This is a genomic window from Oceanirhabdus sp. W0125-5, from assembly GCF_027938815.1.
GTDB lineage: Bacteria > Bacillota > Clostridia > Clostridiales > Clostridiaceae > Oceanirhabdus.
This window is the reverse complement of sequence record NZ_CP115913.1, coordinates 5732064-5758045: the sequence shown is the minus strand read 5'-3', so window position 1 is coordinate 5758045 and position 25982 is coordinate 5732064. Positions and strand designations below refer to the sequence as shown.

27 protein-coding genes are annotated in these 25982 nt (G+C 29.3%); 24 read left to right on the top strand and 3 right to left on the bottom strand.

Annotated elements, in window-relative coordinates; translation table 11 throughout:
• Positions 1-7: 7 nt before the first annotated feature.
• Positions 8-943, bottom strand: coding sequence for a helix-turn-helix transcriptional regulator (locus OW730_RS26755; RefSeq protein WP_271227110.1), 936 nt, complete (start codon positions 941-943; stop codon positions 8-10).
• A 130-nt stretch (positions 944-1073) separates the two neighbouring features.
• Between OW730_RS26755 and OW730_RS26750 the strand changes: the two genes are divergently transcribed.
• Complete coding sequence (locus OW730_RS26750; protein WP_271227109.1) at positions 1074-1598, top strand: dihydrofolate reductase family protein; 525 nt, start codon at positions 1074-1076, stop codon at positions 1596-1598.
• Positions 1599-1646: 48 nt separating this feature from the next.
• Here the strand turns inward: OW730_RS26750 and OW730_RS26745 are convergent, their stop codons facing one another.
• The gene (locus tag OW730_RS26745) at positions 1647-1832 is read right to left on the bottom strand and encodes a hypothetical protein (protein ID WP_271229636.1); all 186 of its coding nucleotides are present in this window, start codon (positions 1830-1832) and stop codon (positions 1647-1649) included.
• 204 nt (positions 1833-2036) lie between these two features.
• On the opposite strand from OW730_RS26745, the gene OW730_RS26740 reads away from it, so the two are divergent.
• From OW730_RS26740 to tatC, 17 genes are all read left to right on the top strand, one after another.
• Complete coding sequence (locus OW730_RS26740) at positions 2037-2714, top strand: EcsC family protein (protein ID WP_271227108.1); 678 nt, start codon at positions 2037-2039, stop codon at positions 2712-2714.
• 108 nt (positions 2715-2822) lie between these two features.
• Complete coding sequence (locus OW730_RS26735) at positions 2823-3509, top strand: response regulator transcription factor (RefSeq protein WP_271227107.1); 687 nt, start codon at positions 2823-2825, stop codon at positions 3507-3509.
• 30 nt (positions 3510-3539) lie between these two features.
• Entirely contained in the window at positions 3540-4550 is a 1011-nt protein-coding gene (locus OW730_RS26730; RefSeq protein WP_271227106.1) for a sensor histidine kinase, read from the top strand.
• Between the two features lie 101 nt (positions 4551-4651).
• Positions 4652-5416 (top strand): ABC transporter ATP-binding protein, encoded by a 765-nt coding sequence (locus tag OW730_RS26725; protein ID WP_271227105.1) that lies wholly within the window; start codon positions 4652-4654, stop codon positions 5414-5416.
• Positions 5406-7265, top strand: coding sequence for an FtsX-like permease family protein (locus tag OW730_RS26720; protein WP_271227104.1), 1860 nt, complete (start codon positions 5406-5408; stop codon positions 7263-7265). The genes OW730_RS26725 and OW730_RS26720 overlap by 11 nt, the downstream gene beginning before the upstream one ends.
• 203 nt (positions 7266-7468) lie before the next feature.
• On the top strand, positions 7469-9091 hold the full coding sequence (locus tag OW730_RS26715; protein WP_271227103.1) for an FAD-dependent oxidoreductase: 1623 nt from the start codon (positions 7469-7471) through the stop codon (positions 9089-9091).
• A 231-nt stretch (positions 9092-9322) separates the two neighbouring features.
• Positions 9323-10117: a polyprenyl synthetase family protein gene (locus OW730_RS26710; protein WP_271227102.1), complete on the top strand. Its 795-nt coding sequence runs from the start codon at positions 9323-9325 to the stop codon at positions 10115-10117.
• Between the two features lie 48 nt (positions 10118-10165).
• Positions 10166-11311, top strand: coding sequence for an isochorismate synthase (locus OW730_RS26705; RefSeq protein ID WP_271227101.1), 1146 nt, complete (start codon positions 10166-10168; stop codon positions 11309-11311).
• Positions 11312-11327: 16 nt separating this feature from the next.
• Positions 11328-12977, top strand: coding sequence for a 2-succinyl-5-enolpyruvyl-6-hydroxy-3-cyclohexene-1-carboxylic-acid synthase (gene menD / locus OW730_RS26700; RefSeq protein ID WP_271227100.1), 1650 nt, complete (start codon positions 11328-11330; stop codon positions 12975-12977).
• A 9-nt stretch (positions 12978-12986) separates the two neighbouring features.
• Positions 12987-13781 carry a 2-succinyl-6-hydroxy-2,4-cyclohexadiene-1-carboxylate synthase gene (gene menH / locus OW730_RS26695; RefSeq protein ID WP_271227099.1) on the top strand — a complete coding sequence of 265 codons (795 nt, stop codon included), beginning with the start codon at positions 12987-12989 and terminating at the stop codon, positions 13779-13781.
• A 16-nt stretch (positions 13782-13797) separates the two neighbouring features.
• Positions 13798-14640 carry a 1,4-dihydroxy-2-naphthoyl-CoA synthase gene (gene menB / locus OW730_RS26690; RefSeq protein ID WP_271227098.1) on the top strand — a complete coding sequence of 281 codons (843 nt, stop codon included), beginning with the start codon at positions 13798-13800 and terminating at the stop codon, positions 14638-14640.
• Positions 14641-14665: 25 nt separating this feature from the next.
• Complete coding sequence (gene menE, locus OW730_RS26685) at positions 14666-16009, top strand: o-succinylbenzoate--CoA ligase (RefSeq protein WP_271227097.1); 1344 nt, start codon at positions 14666-14668, stop codon at positions 16007-16009.
• Entirely contained in the window at positions 16010-17119 is a 1110-nt protein-coding gene (gene menC / locus OW730_RS26680; RefSeq protein ID WP_271227096.1) for an o-succinylbenzoate synthase, read from the top strand. It begins immediately after the preceding gene.
• Position 17120: 1 nt separating this feature from the next.
• The gene (locus OW730_RS26675; RefSeq protein ID WP_271227095.1) at positions 17121-17495 is read left to right on the top strand and encodes a PaaI family thioesterase; all 375 of its coding nucleotides are present in this window, start codon (positions 17121-17123) and stop codon (positions 17493-17495) included.
• 1 nt (position 17496) lies between these two features.
• Complete coding sequence (locus OW730_RS26670; RefSeq protein WP_271227094.1) at positions 17497-18396, top strand: prenyltransferase; 900 nt, start codon at positions 17497-17499, stop codon at positions 18394-18396.
• A gap of 4 nt (positions 18397-18400) precedes the next feature.
• Complete coding sequence (locus OW730_RS26665) at positions 18401-19114, top strand: demethylmenaquinone methyltransferase (RefSeq protein WP_271227093.1); 714 nt, start codon at positions 18401-18403, stop codon at positions 19112-19114.
• Between the two features lie 22 nt (positions 19115-19136).
• Positions 19137-19871 carry a twin-arginine translocase subunit TatC gene (tatC, locus tag OW730_RS26660; RefSeq protein WP_271227092.1) on the top strand — a complete coding sequence of 245 codons (735 nt, stop codon included), beginning with the start codon at positions 19137-19139 and terminating at the stop codon, positions 19869-19871.
• A 12-nt stretch (positions 19872-19883) separates the two neighbouring features.
• Here the strand turns inward: tatC and OW730_RS26655 are convergent, their stop codons facing one another.
• Positions 19884-20786 carry a helix-turn-helix domain-containing protein gene (locus OW730_RS26655; protein ID WP_271227091.1) on the bottom strand — a complete coding sequence of 301 codons (903 nt, stop codon included), beginning with the start codon at positions 20784-20786 and terminating at the stop codon, positions 19884-19886.
• 296 nt (positions 20787-21082) lie between these two features.
• Between OW730_RS26655 and OW730_RS26650 the strand changes: the two genes are divergently transcribed.
• The 6 genes from OW730_RS26650 to OW730_RS26625 all read left to right on the top strand — a co-directional run bounded on the left by OW730_RS26650 (position 21083) and on the right by OW730_RS26625 (position 25845).
• Positions 21083-21268, top strand: a complete 186-nt coding sequence (locus tag OW730_RS26650) for a twin-arginine translocase TatA/TatE family subunit (RefSeq protein WP_271227090.1) — start codon at positions 21083-21085, stop codon at positions 21266-21268.
• Positions 21269-21285: 17 nt separating this feature from the next.
• Positions 21286-22854 (top strand): reductive dehalogenase, encoded by a 1569-nt coding sequence (locus tag OW730_RS26645; RefSeq protein WP_271227089.1) that lies wholly within the window; start codon positions 21286-21288, stop codon positions 22852-22854.
• Positions 22855-22869: 15 nt separating this feature from the next.
• The gene (locus OW730_RS26640) at positions 22870-23208 is read left to right on the top strand and encodes a hypothetical protein (protein ID WP_271227088.1); all 339 of its coding nucleotides are present in this window, start codon (positions 22870-22872) and stop codon (positions 23206-23208) included.
• Between the two features lie 207 nt (positions 23209-23415).
• The gene (locus OW730_RS26635) at positions 23416-24633 is read left to right on the top strand and encodes an FMN-binding protein (RefSeq protein WP_271227087.1); all 1218 of its coding nucleotides are present in this window, start codon (positions 23416-23418) and stop codon (positions 24631-24633) included.
• Positions 24634-24746: 113 nt separating this feature from the next.
• Positions 24747-24926, top strand: a complete 180-nt coding sequence (gene tatA / locus OW730_RS26630; protein ID WP_271227086.1) for a twin-arginine translocase TatA/TatE family subunit — start codon at positions 24747-24749, stop codon at positions 24924-24926.
• A 25-nt stretch (positions 24927-24951) separates the two neighbouring features.
• On the top strand, positions 24952-25845 hold the full coding sequence (locus OW730_RS26625; RefSeq protein WP_271227085.1) for a hypothetical protein: 894 nt from the start codon (positions 24952-24954) through the stop codon (positions 25843-25845).
• Positions 25846-25982 lie beyond the last annotated feature (137 nt).

Below are 25982 nucleotides of genomic sequence, written 5' to 3'. Positions count from 1 at the left end.
CAGAATTTTACTTATAGGTTTTTAAAATCTCATATGCTTTACTTTTTAGTGAATCAATTAAAGATTTTGGATTGAGAATTTTTATTTGATTTCCATATTCAAAAACAAACTGCATTGCTTCAAATTCAACATCAAAAAGGATTTTTAAACGATAAACTTTTACACTTGAATCAAAAGCTTCTTCAATTATTCTAATGGTTTTTCTTCTTTTTAAGTGATTGTAGAGTTCTTCATTTACTTCAAATGTAACTGGATATTTAGGGAGTTCTTTCCTAAATGTATTAACTGTGGTGTTCCAATAGATTTCAAGGTTAAAATTTGAAGGACGATTAAATTTATCAGATTTGATTTCTAATTTATTAATACGATCCACTCTAAAATTCTTGATACATTTATCATCAATGGCAACTAAATACCAAACCGTTCGCTTTAGCACTAATGCTAATGGTTTTAAGTTGTAAAGCTTGAATCCATTTGTTTTTTCATAGTTTATTTCGATCTTAAGACTTTCCCATACTACATGTTGCAATTGAAGCAATAAACTTTTATCGGTTTGATAGGTTTCTTTTGTCCAAGAGCTTATATCAATATAGAGAAAATTATTTATTTTAGATAAGGAAGATTTTATTTCTTCAGGAGCATTGCTCAATAATTTCATATAACTACTATCAGTTGGAGTAGAAATTCCCAAATCCTCAATAAGTTTTTTAGGAACAGGTAATGAAAAATAGTAGATATCATTTTGGGTTAGACCAGTAAGACTAGTTTGAAAATTTCCCATTAACTTGATGCTACCTGTTCTACCTCTAGTTGAGTATACAGGAACTCCTAAAGAACTTAAGACATCTATATCCCTATAAATAGTACGTTCTGATACTTCTAACTTTTCAGCAAGTGTTTTGGCTGTAATGGATTTGTGAGTTTGAAGAAGTAATATGATCATTATTAGACGATCTGCTCTCATTAACGTACCTTCTTTCTATAAAACATGACATAAGATGTCAAGATTAATAATTTATAATTATTATATCATATAGGTTATGGTTAAAATATAAATACTAGGAGGGGAATTTATGAAGAGAAAAATTATATTAAATTTAGCAATGAGTTTAGATGGTTATATTGCTACAGAAGAGGGAAAATATGAGTGGATTGTAGGTGATGGAAAGACTCATTTGAATACCGAAGAGAAATTCAACTTTGAGGTATTTTTAGATACAATTGATACAATGATTATGGGAAGAAAATCCTATGAGGATTGTGATATTGAACCTTTTAGAAATAAAGAAATATTCATTGCAACATCAAAGAAAGAAAAGGGTTTTGATAATGTAAGATTTATTAGTGGGGATATAGTAAAATTACTCCAAGAAGAGCAGACCAAAGAAGGGAAAGACATGTATTTATTCGGTGGAGGAGAGTTAATCGACCAATTCATTAAGGCAGATATAATTGATGAATACATTATTGCAATTATTCCTACGATACTTGGGAAAGGGCGAAAATTATTTTTAGAAAACAATCCTATTATACCTTTACAGCTTGAAAGTTACATAGTAGAAGAAGGGATTGTTGTGCTACATTATTTAAAACGATAATTACTCAAAATAAAAAGAGAATCCTTGGATTCTCTTTAATAATATAATTTATTTGTTATCATATTTATCTAATAATTCTTGTAATTTTGTAGCTTGAATAGCTGATTCTTCAGCAAATTTTCCAAACACACTACCAATTTCACCATTATCTACATGCTCTGAATAAGCTTTATAATCCCTTACATTTTCTTCAGCATCATGAAGTTTTTTTATAAGTATTTCTCTAGTATCCATATTCAATTACAGCACCTCCTTATGATATTCAATGTTATTTTATCCTTATGGAAGTAATTTAATTATTTAATTGTGTGATAAGAGATTTTTCTAATAGAACAAATGTTATTTTAAGCATATAATAAATATAAGTTATAGGAGGTGATTTTTATCCATTGGTATAATGAATTGGCGCTATATGAACTTAATAAATGGAAGAAGAAAATGAGGAAAAAACCTAACTTTGGTGAAAATGCTTCAAAGGGGATTCAAAATAAATTTAATGGTATTTTGCCTGAAAAATATCATGAAATTGTAACTGCAGCTATTAAAAATATGACTAAAGCTGTGTTGTTTGGTTCTAAATATATTACTAAGTCTCCTTATAAGTATAAAACACTTCAAGAAAGAGAAGAATTAGTTGCTCAAAAAACTAAGAGATACAAAACTACAGCTATGATAGAAGGGGCAGGAACGGGTGCTGGAGGAATACTATTAGGACTTACGGATATACCTTTACTTATGAGTATTAAAATTAAATTTCTTTATGATATTGCAGCTATATATGGATTTGATGTAAATGATTATAAAGAGAGAATTTATATATTAAATATATTTCAACTAGCTTTTTCAAGTAAGAGAAATGTGAATAAGGTATTTGAGAAGATGGAGAATTGGGAAGAATTTTTTAAGACATTACCTGATGATATAAATTCTTTTGATTGGAGAAGTTTTCAATTAGAGTACAGAGATTATATTGATTTAGCAAAGCTGTTACAAATGCTACCAGGAATAGGGGCTCTTGTAGGTGCTTATGTTAATTCAAAGTTTATAGAAAAGCTCAGTGAAACGGCAATGGGAGCATATCGTATGAGATTGCTAGAACTTGAAAAAAGCAGCTAGTGGATATAATAATCCACTAGCTGTTTTTATTTAAAAGGAATTACTAAATATGATATAATTACCACATAATGTTTTAAGAAAATATATTAGAAATTTTGGGGGAAAGTTATGTTTACAATTTTTTTAATAGAGGATGATTTGAAATTATGTAATATTGTCAAAGAGCATTTAAAAAGGTTTAAATATAATGTTGTTACTGTAGAAAGTTTTGATAATGTAGAAGAGCAATTTAAAAAGTTATCTCCTCACTTAGTTCTGTTAGATATTAATTTACCTTATTTAGATGGTTTCTATCTTTGTAGAGCTTTTAGAAAAATTTCAAAAGCTCCAATTATAATAACTTCAGCAAGAAGTGGAGAGATGGAGCAAATTATGGGAATGGAATTAGGTGCTGACGATTATGTGACCAAGCCTTTTAATATAGAAATATTACATGCAAAAATTAAAGTTGCTTTAAGAAGATGTTATGGAGAATATTCTCAGAATGATGTTATAAAAGTAAATAGTTTAGAGCTTATAGAAGAGACTTTTAAGCTTAATTATTATGATAAATTTACGGAGCTTTCTAAAAATGAGATGAAGCTTATAAAAAAACTTATACAAAATGCAGATAAAGTTTTATCAAGAGAGGAACTTCTTGAAGCCTTATGGGATGAGGCATCTTTTGTTGATGATAATGCTTTAACAGTAAATGTGAATAGAATTAGAAATAAGCTATTAGAACTGGGTATAGATAATCTTATTAAAACAAAAAGAGGAGCAGGTTATTTTCTAGATTCTACAGAGTTAGAATAATCGTAATATTAAGGATTTGGGGGGATGTTAGTGAAAAGAGAAGAGTTATTTGGATTTATAGGTGATAGTGCAGGTTTTACTTTAGCATTTCTTTTTAATAGTTTTATTATAATTTTTTTCTATCATATTACAACTAATGGGGCAGCGGAAATTATATATCCAATACTTATAAGCTTTACTATATATTTGATTTATATGTTTTTCAGAGCTATGGAATACTTTAATTTTATTAAGTCACTAAAAGAATCTATGCATAGCATCAATTTTAATTATAATTCATTAAGCTATAGTAAAAACTTAGTTTTTAAAACCTTAGATTTTCAGTTTAATAAATATATGAATGAGCTTAGTATTGTAAGTTCAAAAATGAAAAGCTTCAGGCAATTTTTTTCTCAATGGATACATGACATGAAGACGCCAGTTTCTGTTATGGAACTTGTTATGCAAAATAACGATATAACTGAAATATCAGATTTAAAAAAGGAATTAAAAGAAGAAATATTAAGACTGACAGATGATTTAGAGAAAGCATTGAGTTTTATTAGACTTGAAGATTTTGAAAAGGACTATCTTCCTGAAAAGGTGGATTTAAAAGAAATTGTTTCAAGGATTATAAATAAAAAAAGAAGAGAATTTATTTATAATAGAGTTTTTCCTCAAATTATCTGTAATGAAGATAATACTAATATTTTAACAGACTTAAAATGGAATGAGTTTATTATAGAACAGTTAACAAATAATGCAATAAAGTATTCGAAAGCTGAAAAGGAAAATAAAAATTTATATTATATTATATCTAAAAGTGATGATAATATTTCTTTAACCATTAAAGATGAGGGGATGGGGATACCTGAACAGGATAGGAGGCGAATATTTGAACCTTTTTTTACTGGCGAGAATGGAAGGAAGGTTAATGGTTCGTCAGGTGTTGGATTATATTTGATTAAAGAAATATCAAATAAATTGAATCATAAAATAAATGTAAATTCTAAAGTGGGAGAGGGAAGTGAATTTACAATGCAATATATAACAATATTGTAATATTATTTAATAAAGTTCGATGGATAAGATTCCATTGAACTTTTATAATTAAAGCATAAATTAAAAAAATAATTAAATGTTCATATACAGGAGGGAATAATATGATGATTTTAGAAGGAAAAAATATTACAAAAATATATGGTGGAAAAAAAGATACTACTGCAACTACGGCGCTTTCAAGTGTTTCTATAAAAATTGAAAAAGGAGAGTTTGTTGCAATAATGGGTCCTTCAGGTAGTGGGAAGTCAACACTTTTAAATATGTTAAGTGGAATGGATAAACCTACTTCAGGAAATATAATAATTAATGAAAAGGACATAAGTAGTATGAATGATCATTCATTAGCTTCATTTAAAAGAAAAAATATAGGGTTTGTATTCCAGGACTTTAATCTATTAGATTCTTTGACACTTAAAGAAAATATTATGTTACCATTGATACTTGATGGTGAAAAGCCTGAAATTATGGAAACAAGGGCTGATGAAATAATGAATCGCTTTGGTATAGCAGAGATTGGTGAGAAATATCCTTGCAATGTATCTGGTGGTCAGCGGCAGAGAATTGCTATAAGCAGAGCATTGATGAATGAACCTTCAATAATCTATGCAGATGAACCAACTGGTAATTTGGATTCAAAGTCAGCGAAAGCAATTATGAGCTGTTTTACTAAAATGAATGAAGAATTTAATAGTACAGTTTTAATGGTTACACATGATGCTTATGCTGCAAGTTATGCTAATCGGATTTTATTTATTAAAGATGGAAATACCCATATGGAAATAGTAAAAAAGGGAACTAGAAAAGAATTCTTTGAAAATATTTTAAATTGTACAGCTGTGATTGGAGGAGAATCATATGAATTTTAAAGGGATTATTTTTAAGAATTTAAAGAGTAGTATACGATATTATCTTGCATATTTTCTATGTATTGCTCTTTCAATTGCTTTTTTCTTTATTTTAGTGAATTTGATTAATGATTTTAATGTGAAAAGTGCTTATGGTATACCTGATATGCTTGCAGTTGTAGTATCAATTCCTTTAGTTGTACTGGGGGTATTCTCAATATTTTTTATAAGTTATGTTAATGGTACGCTTATTAAACGAATAAGTAAAGAATTAGGATTATTCCTTGCTTTAGGTATGGATAAAAGGAAGGTATCAACAATTGTTTTTCTAAACAATATTATAATTGGAAGTGCTGCAACTGTATTTGGACTTTTATTAGGTACTGTATTTTCAAGATTATTCTTTATAACAATACTTAAAATAATGGATTTGAAAAATATACCGTTTGGACTTCATTTAAAAAGTTATTTCTATACATTAATTATGTTTGTGATCATATTTTCATATCTCTTAATAAGAAGTTTATTCATAGCAAAAAAACTTGATATAAATGAACTCCTTAAGGAAAATAGAAAAAAAGAAGATATAGGATTTAAAAGTCCTGTATGGGGAATTATAGGAATGATTTTAATAGTTTCATCATTCATTGTAAACATAAAATTTATTAATGTTAAGGGGTTAAGTCAAATAGTATTTTTCGGAACAATAACAGGAACATTTATAGGATTAAATTTGTTTTTATCTCAGCTTCACAATTTAACTAGTTTTCTTAGCAAAAGAAATAAAGCTCTTTGGTATAAAAACTTGCTTTTTAACACAAATCTTCGTCATAGAATAAGCTCTAATAAAAAATTTATATTTGCTCTAACTATATCATATTTTGTCATGTTCATGTTTGGTATAATGACTTATCATGAATATACAAGAATAGAAACTGTTGTTAAGGAAGGTAATACCTATGATTTAACTTACGTAGAGAGTAGAAGTGATAAAATAGATAATTCTTTTTTAGAGAAAACAATAAAGGAACAGAATGTTTCTATAACAAAAGAAGAAAAACTTCAATTTATTGAAATGTCAATAGAAAGCGAATCGGCAATATTTATTTATGATGAGAATTATAACAATGTTTTTGATAAAAGTTTGACGTTAACCAAAGGGAATGCTATATCACTAGAAAGATTTACTTCAACAGCTGCTATGGAAGAACCTATAAATATAAAGGCAACCTTTTTTAACAATGAATACAAATTTAAAATAAATAGTGTTTTGAACAATGTTTATATAAGTCGTCACCCAGATTTAATAAAATCAATTTATTTAATTTCAAAAGAAGATTTTTATGAGATAATAAAGCAGCAAAATAATGAGCATAGTAATATAATATATTTATATAATTTGAATGAGTGGAAAAAAGGTTATGAAATTGAAAAAGTTATACCAGAAGTATATTCTCTTATGGGAGAAGTAAAAAAATCAAAATCTGAGCATGGACTATTATTTTTCTTATTCAGCTTTATATGTTTAATCTTTTTTATATCTTCAGGATCATTAGTATATTTCAAGTATTTTTCTCAGCTTGAAAATGATAAGATAATATATAAGAAACTTATGAGAATTGGTATTTCGCATAAAGAAGTTAAAGTTATGATTGGGAAGGATATGATATTTACTTTCTTCATTCCATGTATGATAGGCGCTTTAATTGGATTCATCTATATGTTTATCTTCTACCCAAGCTATCAAAGATTAAATTTATCAATTGCAGGTTTTCAATTTATAAGCATGTGTCTGATTTTTCAAACAATATATTATTTAGTAACTAAAAAAAGAGTGTATCATGAAGTTATTAATTATATTAAATATTAAATTTTTAGAAGGAGTCGAATGACTCCTTTTGTTATAAAAAAATATTATAAAGAATTCTCAATAGAAAGTTCGCTGTGACAATAGTCAAGAAACCTTTGAAAGGTAAATTTGTTCTGTTAAGATTACTTTTAGAGTGAATTATTATGTCCAAATTACTTATAAATATGATTTGTTTAAAAGATTTTATGTTAAGGAGTGAGTAGATGAATAATAAGAAGAAAATTGTGCTCCTTGGTGGTGGATATGGTGGTTTATTAACAGCTAAAAAGCTGGCTAATAAATTCAAAAATGATAACGATGTAGAAATTACTCTTATTGATAAAAACCCATACCATACTATGCGTACGGAGCTTCATGAAGTAGTAGCGGAAAGAGTTGCTGAGGAGTCTATTAAAATTGATCTAAAGAAAATATTTGCAGGTAGAAAAGTAAATGTTGTACTAGATCACATCAAGAACATTGATTTTGATAATAATGTATTAAAATCAGATAATAAAGAATATGACTATGATTACTTAGTTGTTGGTACTGGTTCAAAACCTACATTCTTTGGAATTCCAGGGGCAGAGGAATACACTAAAAAATTATGGGAATACGATGATGCTGTTAATTTGAAAGCTCATATTCTTCATATGTTTAGAGAAGCAATAAAGGAAACAGACAAAGAAAAGAGAAGAAAAATGCTTACATTTGTTGTTGTAGGTGGTGGATTTACTGGTATTGAATTGGTTGGTGAATTAGGAGAATACAAAGAGAGACTTTGTAAGAAATTCTGTATAGATAAGGAAGAAGTTAAACTGTATGTTGTAGATGCAATGCCTAAGATTCTGCCAATCTTATCTGATAATTTAATTAAGAAGGCTGAAAAGCGACTTAAGAAATTGGAAGTTGAAATTATTACAGGAGCAAAAATCACTGAGGTTTCTAAGGAATCTGTTACATTAGGAGATAAAGGAAGTATTCAATCAAATACAATAGTTTGGGCTGCTGGAGTTGAAGGTTCTGAACTGATGGGTAATCTGGAGGTTCAACAAAATGGAAGAAAAAGAATAGTAACTAATGACAAACTTCAATCAGTAGATCATGAAAATGTTTATGTTGTAGGAGATAATATATTCTATATTGTAGAAGGACAAGAAAGACCAGTACCTCAAATGGTTGAGAATGCAGAGCATTCAGCACCACTTGTTGCTAAGAATATTTATGCTGATATAAAAGGTAAAGAAAAGAAATCGTATAAACCAACATTCCATGGATGTATGGTATGTATAGGTGGACAATACGGAGTTGCTACTGTTGGGTTCCCTGGGAAAATGGTTGGAGTTACAGGATTCATGGCTATGTTTATAAAGCATTTTATTAACGTAGTATACTTTTTACAAGTAGCGGGAATTAGTAAGTGTTGTTCATATGTATCACATGAAATATTCCATGTAAAGGATAACAGAAGTTTAATTGGAGGACACTTAAATAAGTCTTATCTAAACACTTGGTTAGTGCCATTAAGAATTTTTATAGGTCATCAATGGTTACAACAAGGTCTTAATAATCCAGCAGGTATGGAAATAGGACAAGTAATTATTGGATTATTATTAATTTGTGGATTGTTTACAAGTGTTTCAGCTGTTACATCTATTGTTATGGCAATAATGCTTTGTGTTTCAGGTGGATTCTCTTCTGAGATATTATGGTATGTAATGTCTGGTGTAGCTTTAATGGGTGGAGCAGGAAAGAGCTTAGGATTAGATTACTACGTTCTACCTAGACTAAAGAAAGCTTGGAATAAAATTGGTTTCGTGAAAAAGAATTACTTAACTATTGACTAATTTAATAATAAAAATATTGTAAATTTTAATGCCTCTGTTAGATTTTTATATCAACGGGGCATTATTTGTTTTACTACCTTTTATTACAATGATCGACTCAATGTGACAATAGTCAAGAAATATTGCTTATAAGCATTAGAATAGATAGAATTTAAATGACAAATAAATAACAAATTCATTATTAAGATAAAAAGATTAACTAAAAATACTATGAAAGTGTGGGAGTGCAGATTGAAATTGAATGATATTTATAAACCAATCGACCCGAAAATAACTAAGCTTAAATATGAACTAAATAATCTTGCGATTAATGCTGGAGTTCCTGATGTTAGTGAATTATTTGGATATTTCTTTAAAAATTCTGGTAAACATCTTCGTCCAGCATTAACATTTTTATCAGCTGGTGCAGTTGATAATGGACAAGCAGATGTTAATGAAGATAATTTAATTCAGCTAGCTTTGGCATTTGAATTATTACACAGTGCAAGTTTAGTACACGACGACATAATTGATGAAGATATGACTAGAAGAGGACAAAAAACATTAAATAATACCTTTGGTAATAAATTAGCTGTATTAGCAGGAGATACTTTATTTGCTTATGCGTATTCTATAGTTTCTAATTTGTTTTCAGTAGAATATTCACAAGATATTGCGTCTCTTAGTTACAAGATGTGTGTTGCTGAGATAGAGCAAGCTAAAGGAAATATTGACCGTGAAAAATATTTTAGAATTATTGAAGGGAAAACAGCTTTATTTATGAGTGTATGTTGTAAATTAGGTGCTGTATTAGCAGGTGCTTCAGAAAGTGATGTTCAGAATATGGAAAGCTTTGGTTTGAATTTTGGTATGGCGTATCAAATTAAAGATGATTTTGAAGATGATGATCCTGAAACATTAAAACATGTTACTATGGATGATGCTCATGAGTTTGCTTCTAAGGCAAAGGAAGCAATTAGCGGATTACAGGATTCGGAATATAAGGAGAATCTATATAAACTGATGGATTTTATAATGAATATTTAACTAATATTTTATTTGGTCATTTGTTCTTTAGATTGGAGGTTGGAAGATATGGTATATAAAAAGAAAAAACTTAAATTAAATAATCCACTTTCATTCTGGAATCATTTTAAAAATGAAGAACGATTTTTATTTTATAATCCATTAAAAAAAGAACTCATTATGGGAGCTCAAAGATTAAAAGCTATTTCAAGTAAGGAAGAATTAAAGAATAGTTTATATGCTTTTTCATCCATGACATTTTTTAATACTATAAAGGATGAAAAATGGTCAAGTATTGGAAATGAAACTATTGTTTTTGAATACTATCTTGTTATAAAAGATGGAGTACAAATTCTATATTATTTTAAGGATTTAGTTGAAATAGAAAATATTCAGATTAAAATTTCCAAACATTCTTATGAATTATCAAGTGATGATTATGAAGAATGGAGAGAATTATTTTCTAATGTTCATAATGAGATAATAAGCCAAAAAGTAAATAAAGTTGTTATTTCAAGAGAAGTTAAAATACAGTGTGATATTTCTGTAAACGTAGAAAGTGTACTTCAAAATCTTATTGATAAAAACCCTAATAGCTTTAGCTTTGCTTACTATAAGAATGGAAAGACATTTTTAGGGGCAACACCAGAGGTTTTGATTCAAAAAGAGAAAAATACTATTTTAAGTTATGCATTAGCTGGAACAATTCCTCGTAGTGAAATAGATGATGAATTACGAAAAGAAACTCTGTTGAATGATTCAAAAAACCTCTATGAACACAAAATAGTTATTGATTCAATAGTTAATACTATGAATCAATATACTAATGAAATTAAAGTGGATAAGACTGGAATTTTAACACTTAAAAATTTACATCATCTACACACAAATATATGTGCAAAGGATAAGAAAAGTACAATATTGGAATGGGTTAAGAGACTGCACCCTACACCTGCTTTAGGAGGAAATCCTACTATCACAGCTTTAGAATTGATTAAGAAATATGAAAAACATGAGAGAGGATTATATGCTTCTCCAATTGGTATTATTGATGGGAATGGAGATGGAATATTTGTAGTAGGTATAAGATCTGCTCTCATTGAAGGAAATGAAATTTATGCTTATACAGGTTGTGGTGTGGTAGAAAAATCAGATTGTAAAGATGAGTATATTGAAACAAAAAATAAATTAAAAACAATAATAGAAAGTCTATAGATAAGAGGGGAAATTAATGACAAACTATTTTGCTGCTTTAGTTGATGAATTATATCAATTAGGTATTCGTGATGTTGTAATTAGCCCAGGTTCTAGGTCAACGCCTTTGGCTTTGTTATTCTGTGAACATGATTTTAAAACTTATATTAATATTGATGAGAGGTCTGCAGGGTTCTTTGCTCTGGGTATTGCAAAAGAAAATGAGAGGCCTGTTGTTTTGCTATGTACTTCAGGAACAGCAGTTGCAAATTACTATCCAGCAATTATTGAAGCTAAATATTCAAGAGTACCACTAATTGTTTTAAGTGCGGATCGTCCTCATGAACTACAGGATATTGGAGCACCACAGACAATCGATCAAAATAAAATATTTCAAGGTTACGTTAAATATTATGAAGAGTTAGCACTGCCAGAAGAAAGAGTAAATATGTATAAATATGTACGCAGTATCATGGAAAAAGCATACTGTAGTGCAATGACAAAGCCTTACGGAGTAACTCACATTAATGTACCAATTAGAGAGCCATTAATCCCTGATTTTAAAGAATTAGATTTTACTACAGGACGGGAAAAGAATAACTTTGAATTTATAAATGGGGATGTTCAGAGCATATTTGATAGTTCTATATTTAAAGATAAAAGCGGGATTATTATCTGTGGTGGAGACGCTTATTCCAACTATCATGAAGAAGTAATGGAATTGGGAGAAAGATTGAAAACACCTATATTAGCTGATCCAATCTCAAATATAAGAAATTATTCTAATAATATTATTATTGATAGTTATGATGTATTTCTAAAAGATGATCATATTAAAAAGGAGTTGAAGCCTGATTATATTATTCACTTTGGGCAAGTTCCTGTATCAAAAAGATTACAGCAGTTTCTGTCAATTCATAAAGAGGCGTTATATATACAAGTAGATGAAGTATTTGAATATAGAAACTCTGCTGTTTCTACGAAAAAATTTATTATTTCATCACCAAGATTGTTTGCTAAGGCAATTTTTATAGAAAATACAGTCTTAGACTATTTGAACAAATGGGTAAGTTATCAAAAGAAAACTCGTAAACAATTGAATAAAGTTAAAGATGAGAAGACTTTGTTTGAAGGAAAAGTCATTCAAAAGGTACAGAACATGCTTCCACATGAAAGTCGTTTAGTTGTATCAAATAGTATGTCAATTCGTTACGTAGACTACTTTTTTGAAGCACGTAATCAAAAAGTTAAAGTGTTATGTAATAGAGGAGCAAATGGAATTGAAGGTATAATTTCAACAGCCTTAGGGGTATCTGAGTCTGAGAAACCTACAATTTTAGTTACAGGGGATTTATCTTTTTACCATGATTTAAACGGGTTGTTAGTTGGAAAAACACATGATTTAAATTTAACTATTGTCCTATTCAATAATGATGGGGGAGGAATATTCAGGAATTTACCACAAAGTAGAGAAAAGCATTTTGAATATTTATTTTTAACCCCACATGGTATGAATTTTCAAGGGGCGGAGAGCTTGTATAACTTAAAATATTATGAAGTGAAAAATTATGAATCATTTGAAAATTGCTTTAATAAGGCATTATCTGTAAAAGGAATAAAGTTAATTGAAGTCAAAATTGATTCACAATTAAGCAAAGAGCTCCATGATAAATATACAAAAATATAGGATGGCATTATGTTTATAGAAATTGAAAATATTAAGTATCATGTTCAAATAAAAGGAGAAGGAAAGCCAATTATTTGCCTCCATGGTTTTTCTGAGAATCTTAGTACATGGAAGTACCTTGAATTAAAAGGATATAAACTGATTTTAATTGACTTTATTGGGCATGGGAAAAGTGATAAGCCCTACTCTAGTGAATATTATGATTTAAAAGTAATACTTAATCATATTAATAAGCTTATAAAAGAATTAGGATTAAACAAATATTCAATGTTAGGCTATTCCATGGGTGGCAGGATAGCATTAGCTTATGCATTATCTTATGAAAATGAAATTACTCAATTAATTTTAGAAAGTTCATCATATGGTGAAAGTGATCACATAAATAGGGTAAATAGGAGAAGATGGGATAAGGAATTAGCAAAGAGCATAAGAGAAAAAGGAATAGAGTGGTTTGATGAATATTGGTCCAATTTAAGTATCTTTGAATCACAAAGAAATTTACCTGAAAATATCAGATATGAAATAAGTGAAAGAAGGCTATCAAATGAAGCTCATGCACTGTCCAATACACTGATATGTACTGGACAGGGAAATTTTCCTTGCTTTAAAGAGGAAATTGTAAATTTAACTATGCCTGTATTATATGTTAGTGGAGAATATGATGAAAAATACAGGAAGATAGGTAATGAGTTTCAGAAGTTAAATATTAACATACAGCATAAAACAATAAGTGCTGTTGGACATAACACACATGTTGAGAAACCTAATAAGTTTAATAAAACAGTAAATGAATTTTTATTATAAAAAAGGAGTGTTAATCATGAGTAAGTTCTCTTGGGAAAAGTTAGATCGTAAGTATGAGGATATAATATATGAAACATATGATGGAATTGCGAAGATTACAATTAATAGACCGGAAGTACGTAATGCATTTCGTCCTAAAACAGTAATGGAATTGATAGATGCTTTCACAATAGCTCGTGAAGATGAAAGAGTAGGGGTAATTGTTTTAACAGGTGCAAACCATGGACAAGGACAGGAGAAAGAAGCATTTTGTTCAGGAGGAGATCAGAAGGTGCGTGGACATGGAGGGTATGTAGGTGATGATCATATTCCACGTTTAAATGTATTAGATTTACAGCGTTTAATTCGTGTTACTCCTAAACCAGTTATAGCAATGGTTAATGGCTTTGCAATAGGTGGAGGACATGTACTTCACATAGTATGTGATTTAACAATAGCTTCTGAAAATGCAATATTTGGACAAACGGGACCAAAGGTAGGTTCTTTTGATGCAGGATATGGAGCAGGATATTTAGCACGTATTATTGGACATAAGAAAGCTCGTGAGATTTGGTATTTATGTCGTCAATATACTGCTAAAGAAGCTTTGGATATGGGACTAGTAAACACAGTAGTACCATTTGAGAACTTAGAAGAAGAAACAGTAAAGTGGGCAAAAGAAATTTTACAGCACTCACCTACTGCACTTCGTTTCTTAAAAGCTTCCTTTAATGCAGATACAGATGGACTAGCAGGATTACAGCAATTAGCTGGAGATGCAACATTATTGTACTATACAACGGAGGAAGCAAAAGAAGGAAGAGATGCATTTAAAGAAAAAAGAAAACCTGACTTTGGTAAGTTTCCAAAATATCCATAAAAAGTTTTAAATAAAAGGTGATTGTATGGAGTGGCTTAAAAAACATAACTTTGAAAGGCCTAATAAAAAATTTATTAATGATATGACATTTAGTGAAGTTTATCACCGTGTAATAGAATTAGCTAGAAAATTATCTTCATATGTGCACAATGAGAACAGGGTTGCTATTTTTTCAAGCAACTCTGTTCATATGGCATTATTCTTTTTAGCTCTTCAAGCTTTAGGCAAAGAAGTGCTAATGTTGAATATACGGCTGTCAGACCAGGAGATAACGAAACAATTAAGTGCATTAGATATAAAGACTGTATTTTCACATGATGATAAATTTATATCTTTTAGTAAAGTGTATGAGAGTGAAGGGGCACAAGTAAAGCTAGAAGAAGAGTTTAATGGAGAAAAAGTGGCTGTTATTATGAACACCAGTGCTACAACAGGGAAATTTAAATCTGTTCCTATTAGATGGAAACAATTTTACTCTCATGTTAAAGCCTCACAAGTGAGTTTAGGTGTAAAAGATGAAGATAATTGGCTTGTTGTTTTACCAATGTTTCATATTGGTGGACTAGCTATCTTAATCAGAAGTTTATACAATGGAACACAGCTTACTATCTTAGATAAATTTCATGAAGAAGAAGTAATTAAATTAATTGAGAACAGTGAAATTAACATGATATCAGTTGTTCCTACAATGTTAAACAGAATTGTTAAAAGAATTGATAAGCATGATTTACGTGTTGTATTAGTTGGAGGAGAATTTATTCCAAAGCCTTTGGTTGAAAGAAGCATAGAAAAGAATATTCCTATATATAAAACTTATGGAATGACTGAAACAACTAGCCAATCCACTACTTTTTCAGTATTGAATTATCCAAATAAAATTGACTCAGTAGGGTTACCCTTACATGGTGTAGATATTCAAGTTAAAGATGCAGATGAAAATGGAATAGGTGAGGTTTTAATTAAAAGTCCAATGTTAATGGATGGCTATATAGGAAAAGAGAAAATATCAGGTTATTTTAATACTCAAGATGTAGGGTATAAGGATAAAGAGGGCTTTATATATATACTAGACCGACGAAAGAACATAATTATATCTGGTGGGGAAAATATTTATCCTAAAGAGATTGAGAATATTCTATATGCCCATCCAAAGATAATCGAATGTGCAGTTGTAGGTAAGAAAGATGAAACATGGGGACAAGTACCTGTACTATATGTTGTTTCTTCCTTAAAGGAAGATGAGATAATTAAATATCTTATAGATAAATTAGCTAAATATAAAATCCCAAAAGAGATTATCTATTTAGATACTCTTCCAAAGAATGCATCAGGGAAAATACTGAAGAAGGAGCTAATAGAGGTAGATTAAATGAGAATTCAAAAGATAGAACTTTATCATATTAAAATGCCCTTGAAGTTTACATTTAAATCATCACAAACTACTTTAAAGGATAGAGAAACAATTATTATAAAAGCGACTGATGAACTTGGAAATATTGGTTATGGAGAAGTAGTCGCCTTTAATGAACCATTTTATACAGATGAAACACTCATGTATTCCAAAGATATCTTAGAGTATGTCTATATTCCAAATGTAATTAATAAGAAAATAGAACATCCCTTTCAGATACATTTATGGATACAGCCAACCTATCCTATGGCACTTGCAGGTTTAGAAAATGCTATTGTAGATTTATATGCTAGAAGGCATAAGAAATCAATTATGGATGTTGTTTTTAATGAAGAGACTAATAAAAGTATATATGGTGGGATTGCTTTAGGTGATTTAGAGGTTGAAAACCTTATTGAACAAATCAAGTTTTATAAAAACGAAGGGTATAATCGTTTTAAAATAAAGATTAAACCAGAGGATGGATTAGATAAATTACAGGGTATTAGAGAAGAATTTCCTCATATTCAATTATTAGCAGATGCTAATAGAAGTTTCAAAAAGGGGCAAATTCAAATATTGAAACAGTTTGATGAACTGAATTTAACTTGCATAGAAGAACCTTTAGATTCAGGGGATTTTCAAGAATATAATATACTTCAAGAAGAAATGAACACTCCCATATGTTTGGATGAGAGTATACAAACTCTGGAAGAGTTAAACACAGCAATTAAGCACAAGGCTTTAAAAGTAGTAAATGTAAAAGTAGGACGTGTTGGTGGCTTATATTATGCAAGGGAAATGATAAAACTATGTAGAGAAAACAATATTCAATTTTGGATAGGAAGTATGATTGAAAGTGGTATATCCAAAATGCTCCATGTTCATTTAGCTAGTCTAAAAGATACTTATATTCCAGGAGATTTATCCCCTTCAAAACGTTACTTTGAAAAAGATGTAATTATGCCAGAAATCACAGCACAAGATGGAATGATTACTGTGACAAAAGGATATGGGTTAGGTGTGGAAATTGATGAAAATGTATTGAAAGATTATACAATTGATTATAAGGAAATAGGTGAAGAATAAAATGAATTTAATTGAAAGTTTAAATATTGAATACATCAAGGTAAATGATGATGAGCTCGAAGCAAAAATGAACTTAACAAAGTTTCATGACAACACCTATGGGTATTTAAATGGGGGAGCAACAATAGCTTTTGGAGAAATTATTGGAGGATATGCCTCAATTCAAATAATAGATGATGACGAATTAGCAGTAGGTCAAAGTGTGAATGCAAATCATATGAAACCAAAAAAAATAGAAGGTTATATTATTGCAAAAGGGAAGCTTATGCATAAGGGAAGGATGTCACATGTTTGGAATATTGAAATGATTGATCAAAACAATGTATTGATATCACATGTGACTGTATCAAATGCAATTATAAAGGGAGTGAGATAACATGAGTATTAAATCTATAATAAAGCTTATGGATATAAAAACTCTTGTTGCAGGAGTTATTCCAGTATTATTAGGGTCAACGTATTCATGGTATGCATATGGACAGTGTAATGTTGTTTATCTTGTATTATTGATGATTGCAATGATACTGATTCAAAGCGGTACTAATATGACAAATGATTATTTTGATTTTAAACGTGGGGCAGATGGAGAGGATAAAGTTCATGAAAAAGCACTTGTAAGTGGGGAGATTACACCTAAACAAGTTTTATTTATTATAATTTTATTTGAACTAACAGCTTTTATGATAGGTGTTTTTCTTGGAAGTCAGACAAGCTATTATATTTTACTTGTAGGTATTACTGGAGGAATTATAGCAATTTTATATGCTAGTGGACCATTACCTATTTCATATACACCAATAGGGGAAATCGTATCGGGAGTAACTATGGGGATTGGTATTACAACAACAGTAATCTATATTCAATCAGGGGTTTTAAATTTAAGTACAGTGGTAGTAGCAATTCCTACAACTTTATATATAGGAACCATTCTACTTTCTAATAATTTGAGTGATTTAGATGGAGATAAAGAGGCAGGCAGAAGGACATTACCTATAATAATAGGAAGAAGAAATGCTGAGAAACTGTGGGTTTTTAATGTTATGTTGGTACTCATCTTAACAGGTGTTTTAGTATTTTTGGGTCTTTATCCAATAATTGTTTGTGCTATTGTTCTTTTAATATTTCCATATAAATGTATAACTGATTTTTTATCATATGAGAAGAGTATTAAAACAAAAGGGAGAACTATGGGGCTTATAGGTAAAGTGGGAGTGAAGTATCACTTAGCTGTAATTATGGGGTTATTAATATCAATCATATTTAAGGCAGGTATATAATAATATGACTAAAAAACAGTTTAATAAACAAGAAAAAGTGTACGAGGTTTTTCAAAGTATATCAAATGATTATGATAAATTAAATAATATTATTAGTTTTAACATGCACAAGAGGTGGAAGCAAAATACAATAAAGCAGCTGAATATAGGAGATGACTCTAAGATATTGGATGTGTGTTGTGGTACAGGTGATTTTAGTATTATGTTATCAAAGAAAACTGATGGAAAAATTTCAGTTATTGGATTAGATTTTTCAGAAAATATGTTATCTGTAGCAGAGTATAAAAAGGAAATACTTATGTTAGATAATGTTGAGTTTGTACATGGAAATGCTATGAAGTTACCTTTTGATGATAATACATTTGATAATGTAACTATAGGATTTGGATTAAGAAATACTCCTGATTATGAACAGGTTATTAGTGAAATGATGAGGGTTGTAAAGCCTGGAGGGAAAGTTGCATGTTTAGATACATCACATCCAACAATACCAGTATATAAACAGTTATATTGGTTATATTTCAAATATATTATGCCAATAATGGGACAAGTATTTTCAAAACATAAGAAAGAATATCAATGGCTTAATGATTCAACTGAAAAATTTTTAAGTAAAAAGGAATTAAAAGATTTATTCAAAAAAGTAGGGTTTGCTCAAGTAAAAGTAAAGTCTTATGCAGGTGGAGCAGCGGCTTTACACATTGGAGTAAAGCCTTAATAATAAAAAGTAGGTGATTAATATGACACAGCATGATGAGAAATTTATGGATCACTTAAAAGAGCTGCGTAAAAGATTTTTAAGAGCATTAATTGTTTTCACAATTGTTTTAGCCGCTACTTTTATGTTTGTTCCGCAAATTCTTGATTTTATTACCTTAACATCTAAAGTAGTAGAGGTAAATTTAAATGTATTTAATATAACTGATCCCTTATTATTGTCTCTTAAGGTTTCCTCAATGGCTGCTTTTATTGTGACATTTCCATATATTATTATAGAAATGTGGTTATTTATAAGACCAGCTTTAACAAAAAAAGAGAGAAGATTTGTTTATAAATATATTCCAATGATATTTATTCTATTTATTTTAGGAATAGGATTTTCATACTTTGTGCTTATTCCATATTATGTTAGATTTTCTCAGCAGCTTGCGGGAACCTCTAATTTGACAATTGTTATGGGGGCTAATACTTATATTGATTTTATAAGTAAGATGATGTTGTATTTTGGACTTATATTTCAAATGCCTGTTTTAGTTTTTATACTTTCCTATATTGGAGTTTTAAGTTCACAACTACTAGCTGTTATTAGAAAATATGCTTATTTTGCACTTCTAATTGCTTGTGCATTTTTAACGCCTCCAGAGCCAGTATCAATGGGGATTGCATTAATTCCATTAGCTTTACTTTATGAGTTCAGCATATTCTTATGTAAAATAAATGAAAAAAAGAAGAGAAAAGCACAGATAAATAATTAAACAAAAACCTAGCTAATTAGCTAGGTTTTTTAATCTATTTTCAGTAAATAAAATAAAATATTCTGTATCTGTATATTTACACAATTCATGAACTAATACTGCTTTATCATACCAAATTTTGAATTCATCTTTATTTCCAAGTCGATAACATAATTCACCCTTTAAAAAATATAGTTCTCTTAAAAGAATATGAGTATTATTTTTTTTACAATAATCAATTGCATAATCAATATATGAACCAGCTTCATATAAATTACCTGTATCAATACATGCTGATATATAAACGGAATAAAATCTTGGTATTGCAACAGGGGTATGAAGTATGCTTAGATCATCAACATATTTTTTTATTTTATTTAAATAATTATATGATTCTTTTTTTTGATTATTTAATAATAGAAAAAATCCATAAATATTCATGAGCATAAATTCAATATCTGTAGGTGTACTTTCCTTAATGTAAGTAAGGTCTCGCATTTTTTTTGCCGCTTTAATACCAGCTTCATAATTATTATCTAAGAAAGCTTTGCTGCAATATTTCACTGTTTGTATTATTTGATAATCATGAATGGAGAGAATATCAAGATGTTCATAATTTTTTTTATCATTTAATAAATTAAAAAGATTTGCAAAATCATATCGTTCAACATAAAGCATAATTTGATTTATAATTTCTTGTACATATAAGCCTTTAGGAGATTCAATTGCCCTAAATAGATGCTCTGGTGTAATACCTAGTTTATTTGATATTTGTCTTAAAATAACTGAACTAGGGCAGCGGTTTCCATTTTCAATTCTAGCAATATATGATACAGAACAGATACCATCTGCAAGTTGAGATCTAGACATATTTTTCTTTTCTCTAAGTTTTTTTAGATATGGTCCAATTTCAAAATAATAATTTATTTCTTTCATAATACTCTCCTTATTTCATAATTATAGAAAAATAATCCGATAATTATCAATAATTTAATCAATAAGTTTACAAACATAAATTTACGTATAATTTTTTCAGAATTTTTAATGATAATACATTAATTACATTATAGTATACACATAACTAGTTGACTATAGTCACAAGGTGGGACAATAGTCCCATTGGAGGGACAATTGTCCCAAATGATTGTAAAAAACTAATTAATAACTAAAATTAAAAGAGTGCTTAATTAAATTTTTAACAAATATACTTTAAGCTTAGAGGAGGTGAGAGTATGTTTGGAAGATTAGGTGGAACAGAATTAATTATTATTTTAGTTGTTGGTTTTTTAATATTTGGTCCTAAGAAATTACCGGAGATTGGGAAGTCTTTTGGAGATACAATACGTGAGTTTAAAAAATCTGCAAAAGCTGCAGAAGATGAAATAAAAGAAGCTGTTGAAATTGAGAGCAGTAAGTAAACAAAGGAGGTATATATATGAATAGACGTGAATTTATAAAAGCTACTGGAGTGGCTGGAGTTTCAACTGCCATAGCAGGAGCGACTATGGCATCAAACCCTAAGAAGGTTATGGCAGTGGAGCTTGCAAAAGAACAAGATGATTTTCCAGCAGAAGTTACAAAAGACTTTAAAGGATTTAGTTTTCAAAATTGTATGTTTATACGTGGATTTTGGGATAATGAACCTTTTGAGGATGAATATATTAAAAAAACATATTCAAAAGAGTTTCATACTCTTCCAGCTGGGCTTGTAAATTATTTTGGAATACAATCTAGAGTGTTAAAAGGAAGAACACATGATCCAAACAAAGTTGGATATAGAGAAGTGGAGATTGCATTAGGAATAGCAGGTGCAAGTATGGATAAACACTTTGGGGGAGGAAGTAAGTTAGGAGCTGTTAATTCTCCGATTCAAACATTTCCAATTAATCCTATGACTGGCGAAAAAATGAGTGATACGCCTGTTTTTGTTCAAGGGTTGTATTCTTGGGATAATTCAACGGTAGATAAAAGGTTAATGAAGAATAAATCACCGTATGAATTCAAAGATTCAAAAGATGCTGCTAAATATGTTAAGAAAGCTGCTAAATTTTTAGGAGCTGATTTGGTAGGGATTGCACCATATAATGAAAGAACAAAAAGATGGACATATACTGAGTGGGCAACTCCCAAAACAGAACTGTTTACTATGCCTGATGGTAGTAAAGAATATTTATTTTTTAATCCAATAAAATTGCAAAAGGGTGAGTATGAAACATTTGGTGCAAACATAGAGAAGTCAGATATTGTAAAAAAAGCAGGATTCGAACCAAAATCCATAATAGTTATGGCATTTGAAATGGATTATGAGGCATTTAAAGCAGCACCATCATATGTTGCAAATACAACAGTGCAATTGAGTTATTCTAACATGGCAGAAGTAACACACAAAGTGGCTACTTTCTTAAGAGAGTTAGGTTATAAAGCTATTCCATGTGGAAATGATACATCGTTATCAGTGCCACTAGCAATTGAAGCAGGTCTTGGTGAAGGTAGTAGAATGGGAATGGTAGTTACAGAAAAGTATGGACCTCGTGTACGTTTAGCTAAAGTATATACAGATTTAGAGATACATCCAGATAAACCAAAGACATTTGGAGTAAGAGAGTTCTGTAATGTCTGTATGAAATGCGCGGATGCTTGTCCAGGAAAAGCTATTTCTAGTGAACCATCAAAGGTTCTTAAGGAAGGAATGGAATTTGATACAGGTAAAGTATCTATATCAAATATCACTGAGGTTGAAAAATGGTTCTGTAGTGGTGAAAGATGTTTCTCATACTGGAATTACAATGAGGCTGGATGTTCCACATGTATTGCAGTTTGTCCATATAATAAAATTGATGAATGGCATCATGATCTATCAAAATTAATGACGTTAACTCCATTTAAATCATTATTACGTAATCTTGATGAATGGTTTGGATATGGTGGTCCAGTTGATCCAGAGGAACGTATAGAATCAAAATACTTAATAGATGCTGTTAATGATTTCTGGAACAAACTTTAGAAGGGGGATACATTTATGCACACAATAGTTAGCTTATTTAAATGGGTATTAGGTTTACATCAATTAGCATGGTTTGTTGCTGGGGCGGTATCATTCGCTGCTATAACATATTTTTATAAGAAATTAAAAGAGGTTGGTAGGTTTAGCAAAGGAAGTTATACATTTGTTGTATTATCAGCTTTAACAGTTGCCTTTACAATATTATGGACATATGATTCATATTTAGAGAATGAAGTTAGAGCAGCTAATATGGGGATATTAGTTTTTGGTGGATTAGCAGTAGTTTTTGCTGTAATTGCACATCGTTTAGCACCTAAAAAGAATTTGAGTAAATTTACGTCAAATCAAAAATAGAAAGCCTATAAAAAACTTGATATATTTAGCTTATCATGTTGTAAATCCCATGCTTTAAAGTATGGGATTTTATTATTCTTCAGTAACTTTAGTGAATTGGTATGACAATAGTCAAAAATGATTGTAAAAAAGCAATTAATAACTAAAATTAAAAGTAGTTAATTAATTTTTTAACAAATAAATTTACATTACTAAGTGGAGGTAGCTATGAAGAAGAAATGGTCTATTCGAGAAGTATACTTAGCATTTTTAGCGATTTCTTTATTGATTTATGGTGCTTATTCTATGTTTTTCAGTGGTGAATCTGAGAACTATGCATCAAAAATCTATGAAGCAAATTTAAATATTTATAAAACTGAACAAATAAATAATTCACCTCTGATTTTTAAAGCATATACAGAAAATGATCCTAATGAATTTTATTTTGTAGCTTTTACAGAATCGGTAGGATATCAGTCAACTATTGAAGTAATGACTATGATCAATGATACAGGTAAAATACATCAGGTTGAAATAATTAAACAAGGGGAAACACCAGCTTTTTTTGAAAAATTACAATCTATTAAATTTAACGAGAGGTTCAAGGGAATGGCTGTTTCTGAACCTGTTTATTTAGATAACGCAGAAGGATATGCTGGAAGTAGTGAGGGAATTAAAACAAAGAATAAGGTTGATGCTGTGGGTGGTGCAACAATATCATCAGCGGCTATAACGAAGGCTGTCAATGATGCTACAACAGTTATTGGAAAAAACTATTTCAATGAAAATGTTATAAATCCATTTTATAAATTTTCAATTGGTTTAAATGAACTGGCTTTAATATTAATTTTTGTGATTGCAACTCTTAGTGTTTATATAAAGTCAATTAACAAATATCGTAAATGGATATTGCTATATTCAGCAGTAGTTCTTGGTTTTTACTTAAACAAGTTTGTTACTTTTGGTACAATTTTTTCTTTCTTAAGTGGAGATTGGCCAGCTATTAATAATATATCATGGTATTTATTAATTTTTGGGACAATCATTCTGATTCTAGTCACAGGTAGGAACTTATATTGCTCATGGATATGTCCATTTGGAGCAATGCAAGAATCTATTAATAAATTTGGTGGACTAAAACCAATTAAGTTAAATTCAAAGTTAGTAAAAATATTCACATTAATACCACCTACATTAGCTTATATGGCTTTAATGATTGTATTTTATACAAATGAAATTCAAACATTAGCTTATGATCCATTTGGTGCAATATTTAATTTAACAGCTTTACCGATTATGTGGATGAGCTTACCAATACTAATTTTTATAAGTTTATTCCAAAGTCGTTTTTATTGTACTTATTTTTGTCCAATAGGTTTATCTTTTAAATTAATCGTAAAAATAAGGAACAAAGGAGTTAAATTATGGGAAAAGATAAAAAAATAACAACTAAAGAATTAGTATTAAGTTTTATTATCTTATTAGTAATGGTATTTCAGGGTATTTTAATACTTCAGAACGCAGGAATATTAGAATATTAAGATTAAGGAGGTTGAGTCATGTTTGGTAGATTAGGCGGTACGGAATTATTAATCATATTAATTGTTGGATTCCTAATCTTTGGTACTAAAAAGTTGCCTGAGATTGGAAAATCTTTTGGAGAGACAATTCGTGAGTTTAAAAAATCAGCAGAAGATGATGTAAAGATAGAAGAAAGTAAAAAAACTAAGGACAAATAGCAAAATAAAGATTAGAAAAGGTGATATGATGAACGTTAAACTAGGTGAATATAAAGGGTTTGATTTTAAGCGACCTGAAGTAATTGTTAAAGATTATGAAATCAATGATTATTGTCTAAAAATTAGAGAACGTTATAAAATCGATGTTGATAAAAAAGGTATTGTTGAAAAGGGAGACTATATTGCAATAGATTATGATGGATATTATGAAGGGGAACATGTTTCTAAGTTAAGCGCTAAAAATTATCATTCAAAAATTGGTGAAGGATTCTTAATGAAGGAATTTGAAGATAGCATAGTAGGAAAGAGTAAAAATGATATCATTGAAATCGATGTTATAATGCCAAAGGATACTTCAATAAGGTATCTTAGAGGTGAGGAAGTTCATTTTAAGATAAGAATATTATCAGTTATGGAACGAATTATTCCTGAATTAACAGATGATGTAGTTAGAAGTTTTAAAATTGAAGGTATAAACACAATAGATGAATTAAAAGCATATGCTAAAGACAATATATATTATCAAAAAATGATGGCAGAAAGTGCAAAGACTATTAATGAAATAATGAGAAAAATTATAGAAACTTCAGAGGTTCAGTTAACTGATGAAGAAGTAGAGTCTCTTAAAAATGAAATTTTAGAAGACTTTAAAAAACAACTAGAAGAGAAAAATACTAACTTACAAATATACTTATCATACACAAAAAAGACTGAAGAAGAATTAATTGAACAATGTAAATTAGAAGCAGAAACTTATTTAACGGAAAAGGCTATTATAGAAAAGATAGCACAAGAAGAAAACATTTCATTCAGTAAAGAAGAAAAAGAAAGGTACTCGAATTTTGATGAGGAAGAGCTGAATCAAAAATTGTATCAAAAAGTTGTTCTTTTTCTGCTAAAGGAAAACACAAACCTATAGAAACCTAATGGAGAATGTATAATGGAGAATGATGGACATTTCTCTTCGAGAAATCTTAATTATATTGTTCCTTGGACAAATTAACTTTACTCGTTTAATTTAAATCAAACATTGAACTTGAATCACAATATTTTATC

Bases quoted from the DNA above. Each gene is read 5' to 3' on its own strand.
- OW730_RS26755 (WP_271227110.1), bottom strand. From the start codon at position 943: ATGATCATATTACTTCTTCAAACTCACAAATCCATTACAGCCAAAACA.
- OW730_RS26750 (WP_271227109.1), top strand. From the start codon at position 1,074: ATGAAGAGAAAAATTATATTAAATTTAGCAATGAGTTTAGATGGTTAT.
- OW730_RS26745 (WP_271229636.1), bottom strand. From the start codon at position 1,832: ATGGATACTAGAGAAATACTTATAAAAAAACTTCATGATGCTGAAGAA.
- OW730_RS26740 (WP_271227108.1), top strand. From the start codon at position 2,037: ATGAGGAAAAAACCTAACTTTGGTGAAAATGCTTCAAAGGGGATTCAA.
- OW730_RS26735 (WP_271227107.1), top strand. From the start codon at position 2,823: ATGTTTACAATTTTTTTAATAGAGGATGATTTGAAATTATGTAATATT.
- OW730_RS26725 (WP_271227105.1), top strand. From the start codon at position 4,652: ATGATGATTTTAGAAGGAAAAAATATTACAAAAATATATGGTGGAAAA.
- OW730_RS26720 (WP_271227104.1), top strand. From the start codon at position 5,406: ATGAATTTTAAAGGGATTATTTTTAAGAATTTAAAGAGTAGTATACGA.
- OW730_RS26715 (WP_271227103.1), top strand. From the start codon at position 7,469: ATGAATAATAAGAAGAAAATTGTGCTCCTTGGTGGTGGATATGGTGGT.
- OW730_RS26705 (WP_271227101.1), top strand. From the start codon at position 10,166: ATGGTATATAAAAAGAAAAAACTTAAATTAAATAATCCACTTTCATTC.
- menD (WP_271227100.1), top strand. From the start codon at position 11,328: ATGACAAACTATTTTGCTGCTTTAGTTGATGAATTATATCAATTAGGT.
- menH (WP_271227099.1), top strand. From the start codon at position 12,987: ATGTTTATAGAAATTGAAAATATTAAGTATCATGTTCAAATAAAAGGA.
- menB (WP_271227098.1), top strand. From the start codon at position 13,798: ATGAGTAAGTTCTCTTGGGAAAAGTTAGATCGTAAGTATGAGGATATA.
- menE (WP_271227097.1), top strand. From the start codon at position 14,666: ATGGAGTGGCTTAAAAAACATAACTTTGAAAGGCCTAATAAAAAATTT.
- menC (WP_271227096.1), top strand. From the start codon at position 16,010: ATGAGAATTCAAAAGATAGAACTTTATCATATTAAAATGCCCTTGAAG.
- OW730_RS26675 (WP_271227095.1), top strand. From the start codon at position 17,121: ATGAATTTAATTGAAAGTTTAAATATTGAATACATCAAGGTAAATGAT.
- OW730_RS26670 (WP_271227094.1), top strand. From the start codon at position 17,497: ATGAGTATTAAATCTATAATAAAGCTTATGGATATAAAAACTCTTGTT.
- OW730_RS26665 (WP_271227093.1), top strand. From the start codon at position 18,401: ATGACTAAAAAACAGTTTAATAAACAAGAAAAAGTGTACGAGGTTTTT.
- tatC (WP_271227092.1), top strand. From the start codon at position 19,137: ATGACACAGCATGATGAGAAATTTATGGATCACTTAAAAGAGCTGCGT.
- OW730_RS26655 (WP_271227091.1), bottom strand. From the start codon at position 20,786: ATGAAAGAAATAAATTATTATTTTGAAATTGGACCATATCTAAAAAAA.
- OW730_RS26650 (WP_271227090.1), top strand. From the start codon at position 21,083: ATGTTTGGAAGATTAGGTGGAACAGAATTAATTATTATTTTAGTTGTT.
- OW730_RS26645 (WP_271227089.1), top strand. From the start codon at position 21,286: ATGAATAGACGTGAATTTATAAAAGCTACTGGAGTGGCTGGAGTTTCA.
- OW730_RS26640 (WP_271227088.1), top strand. From the start codon at position 22,870: ATGCACACAATAGTTAGCTTATTTAAATGGGTATTAGGTTTACATCAA.
- OW730_RS26635 (WP_271227087.1), top strand. From the start codon at position 23,416: ATGAAGAAGAAATGGTCTATTCGAGAAGTATACTTAGCATTTTTAGCG.
- tatA (WP_271227086.1), top strand. From the start codon at position 24,747: ATGTTTGGTAGATTAGGCGGTACGGAATTATTAATCATATTAATTGTT.
- OW730_RS26625 (WP_271227085.1), top strand. From the start codon at position 24,952: ATGATGAACGTTAAACTAGGTGAATATAAAGGGTTTGATTTTAAGCGA.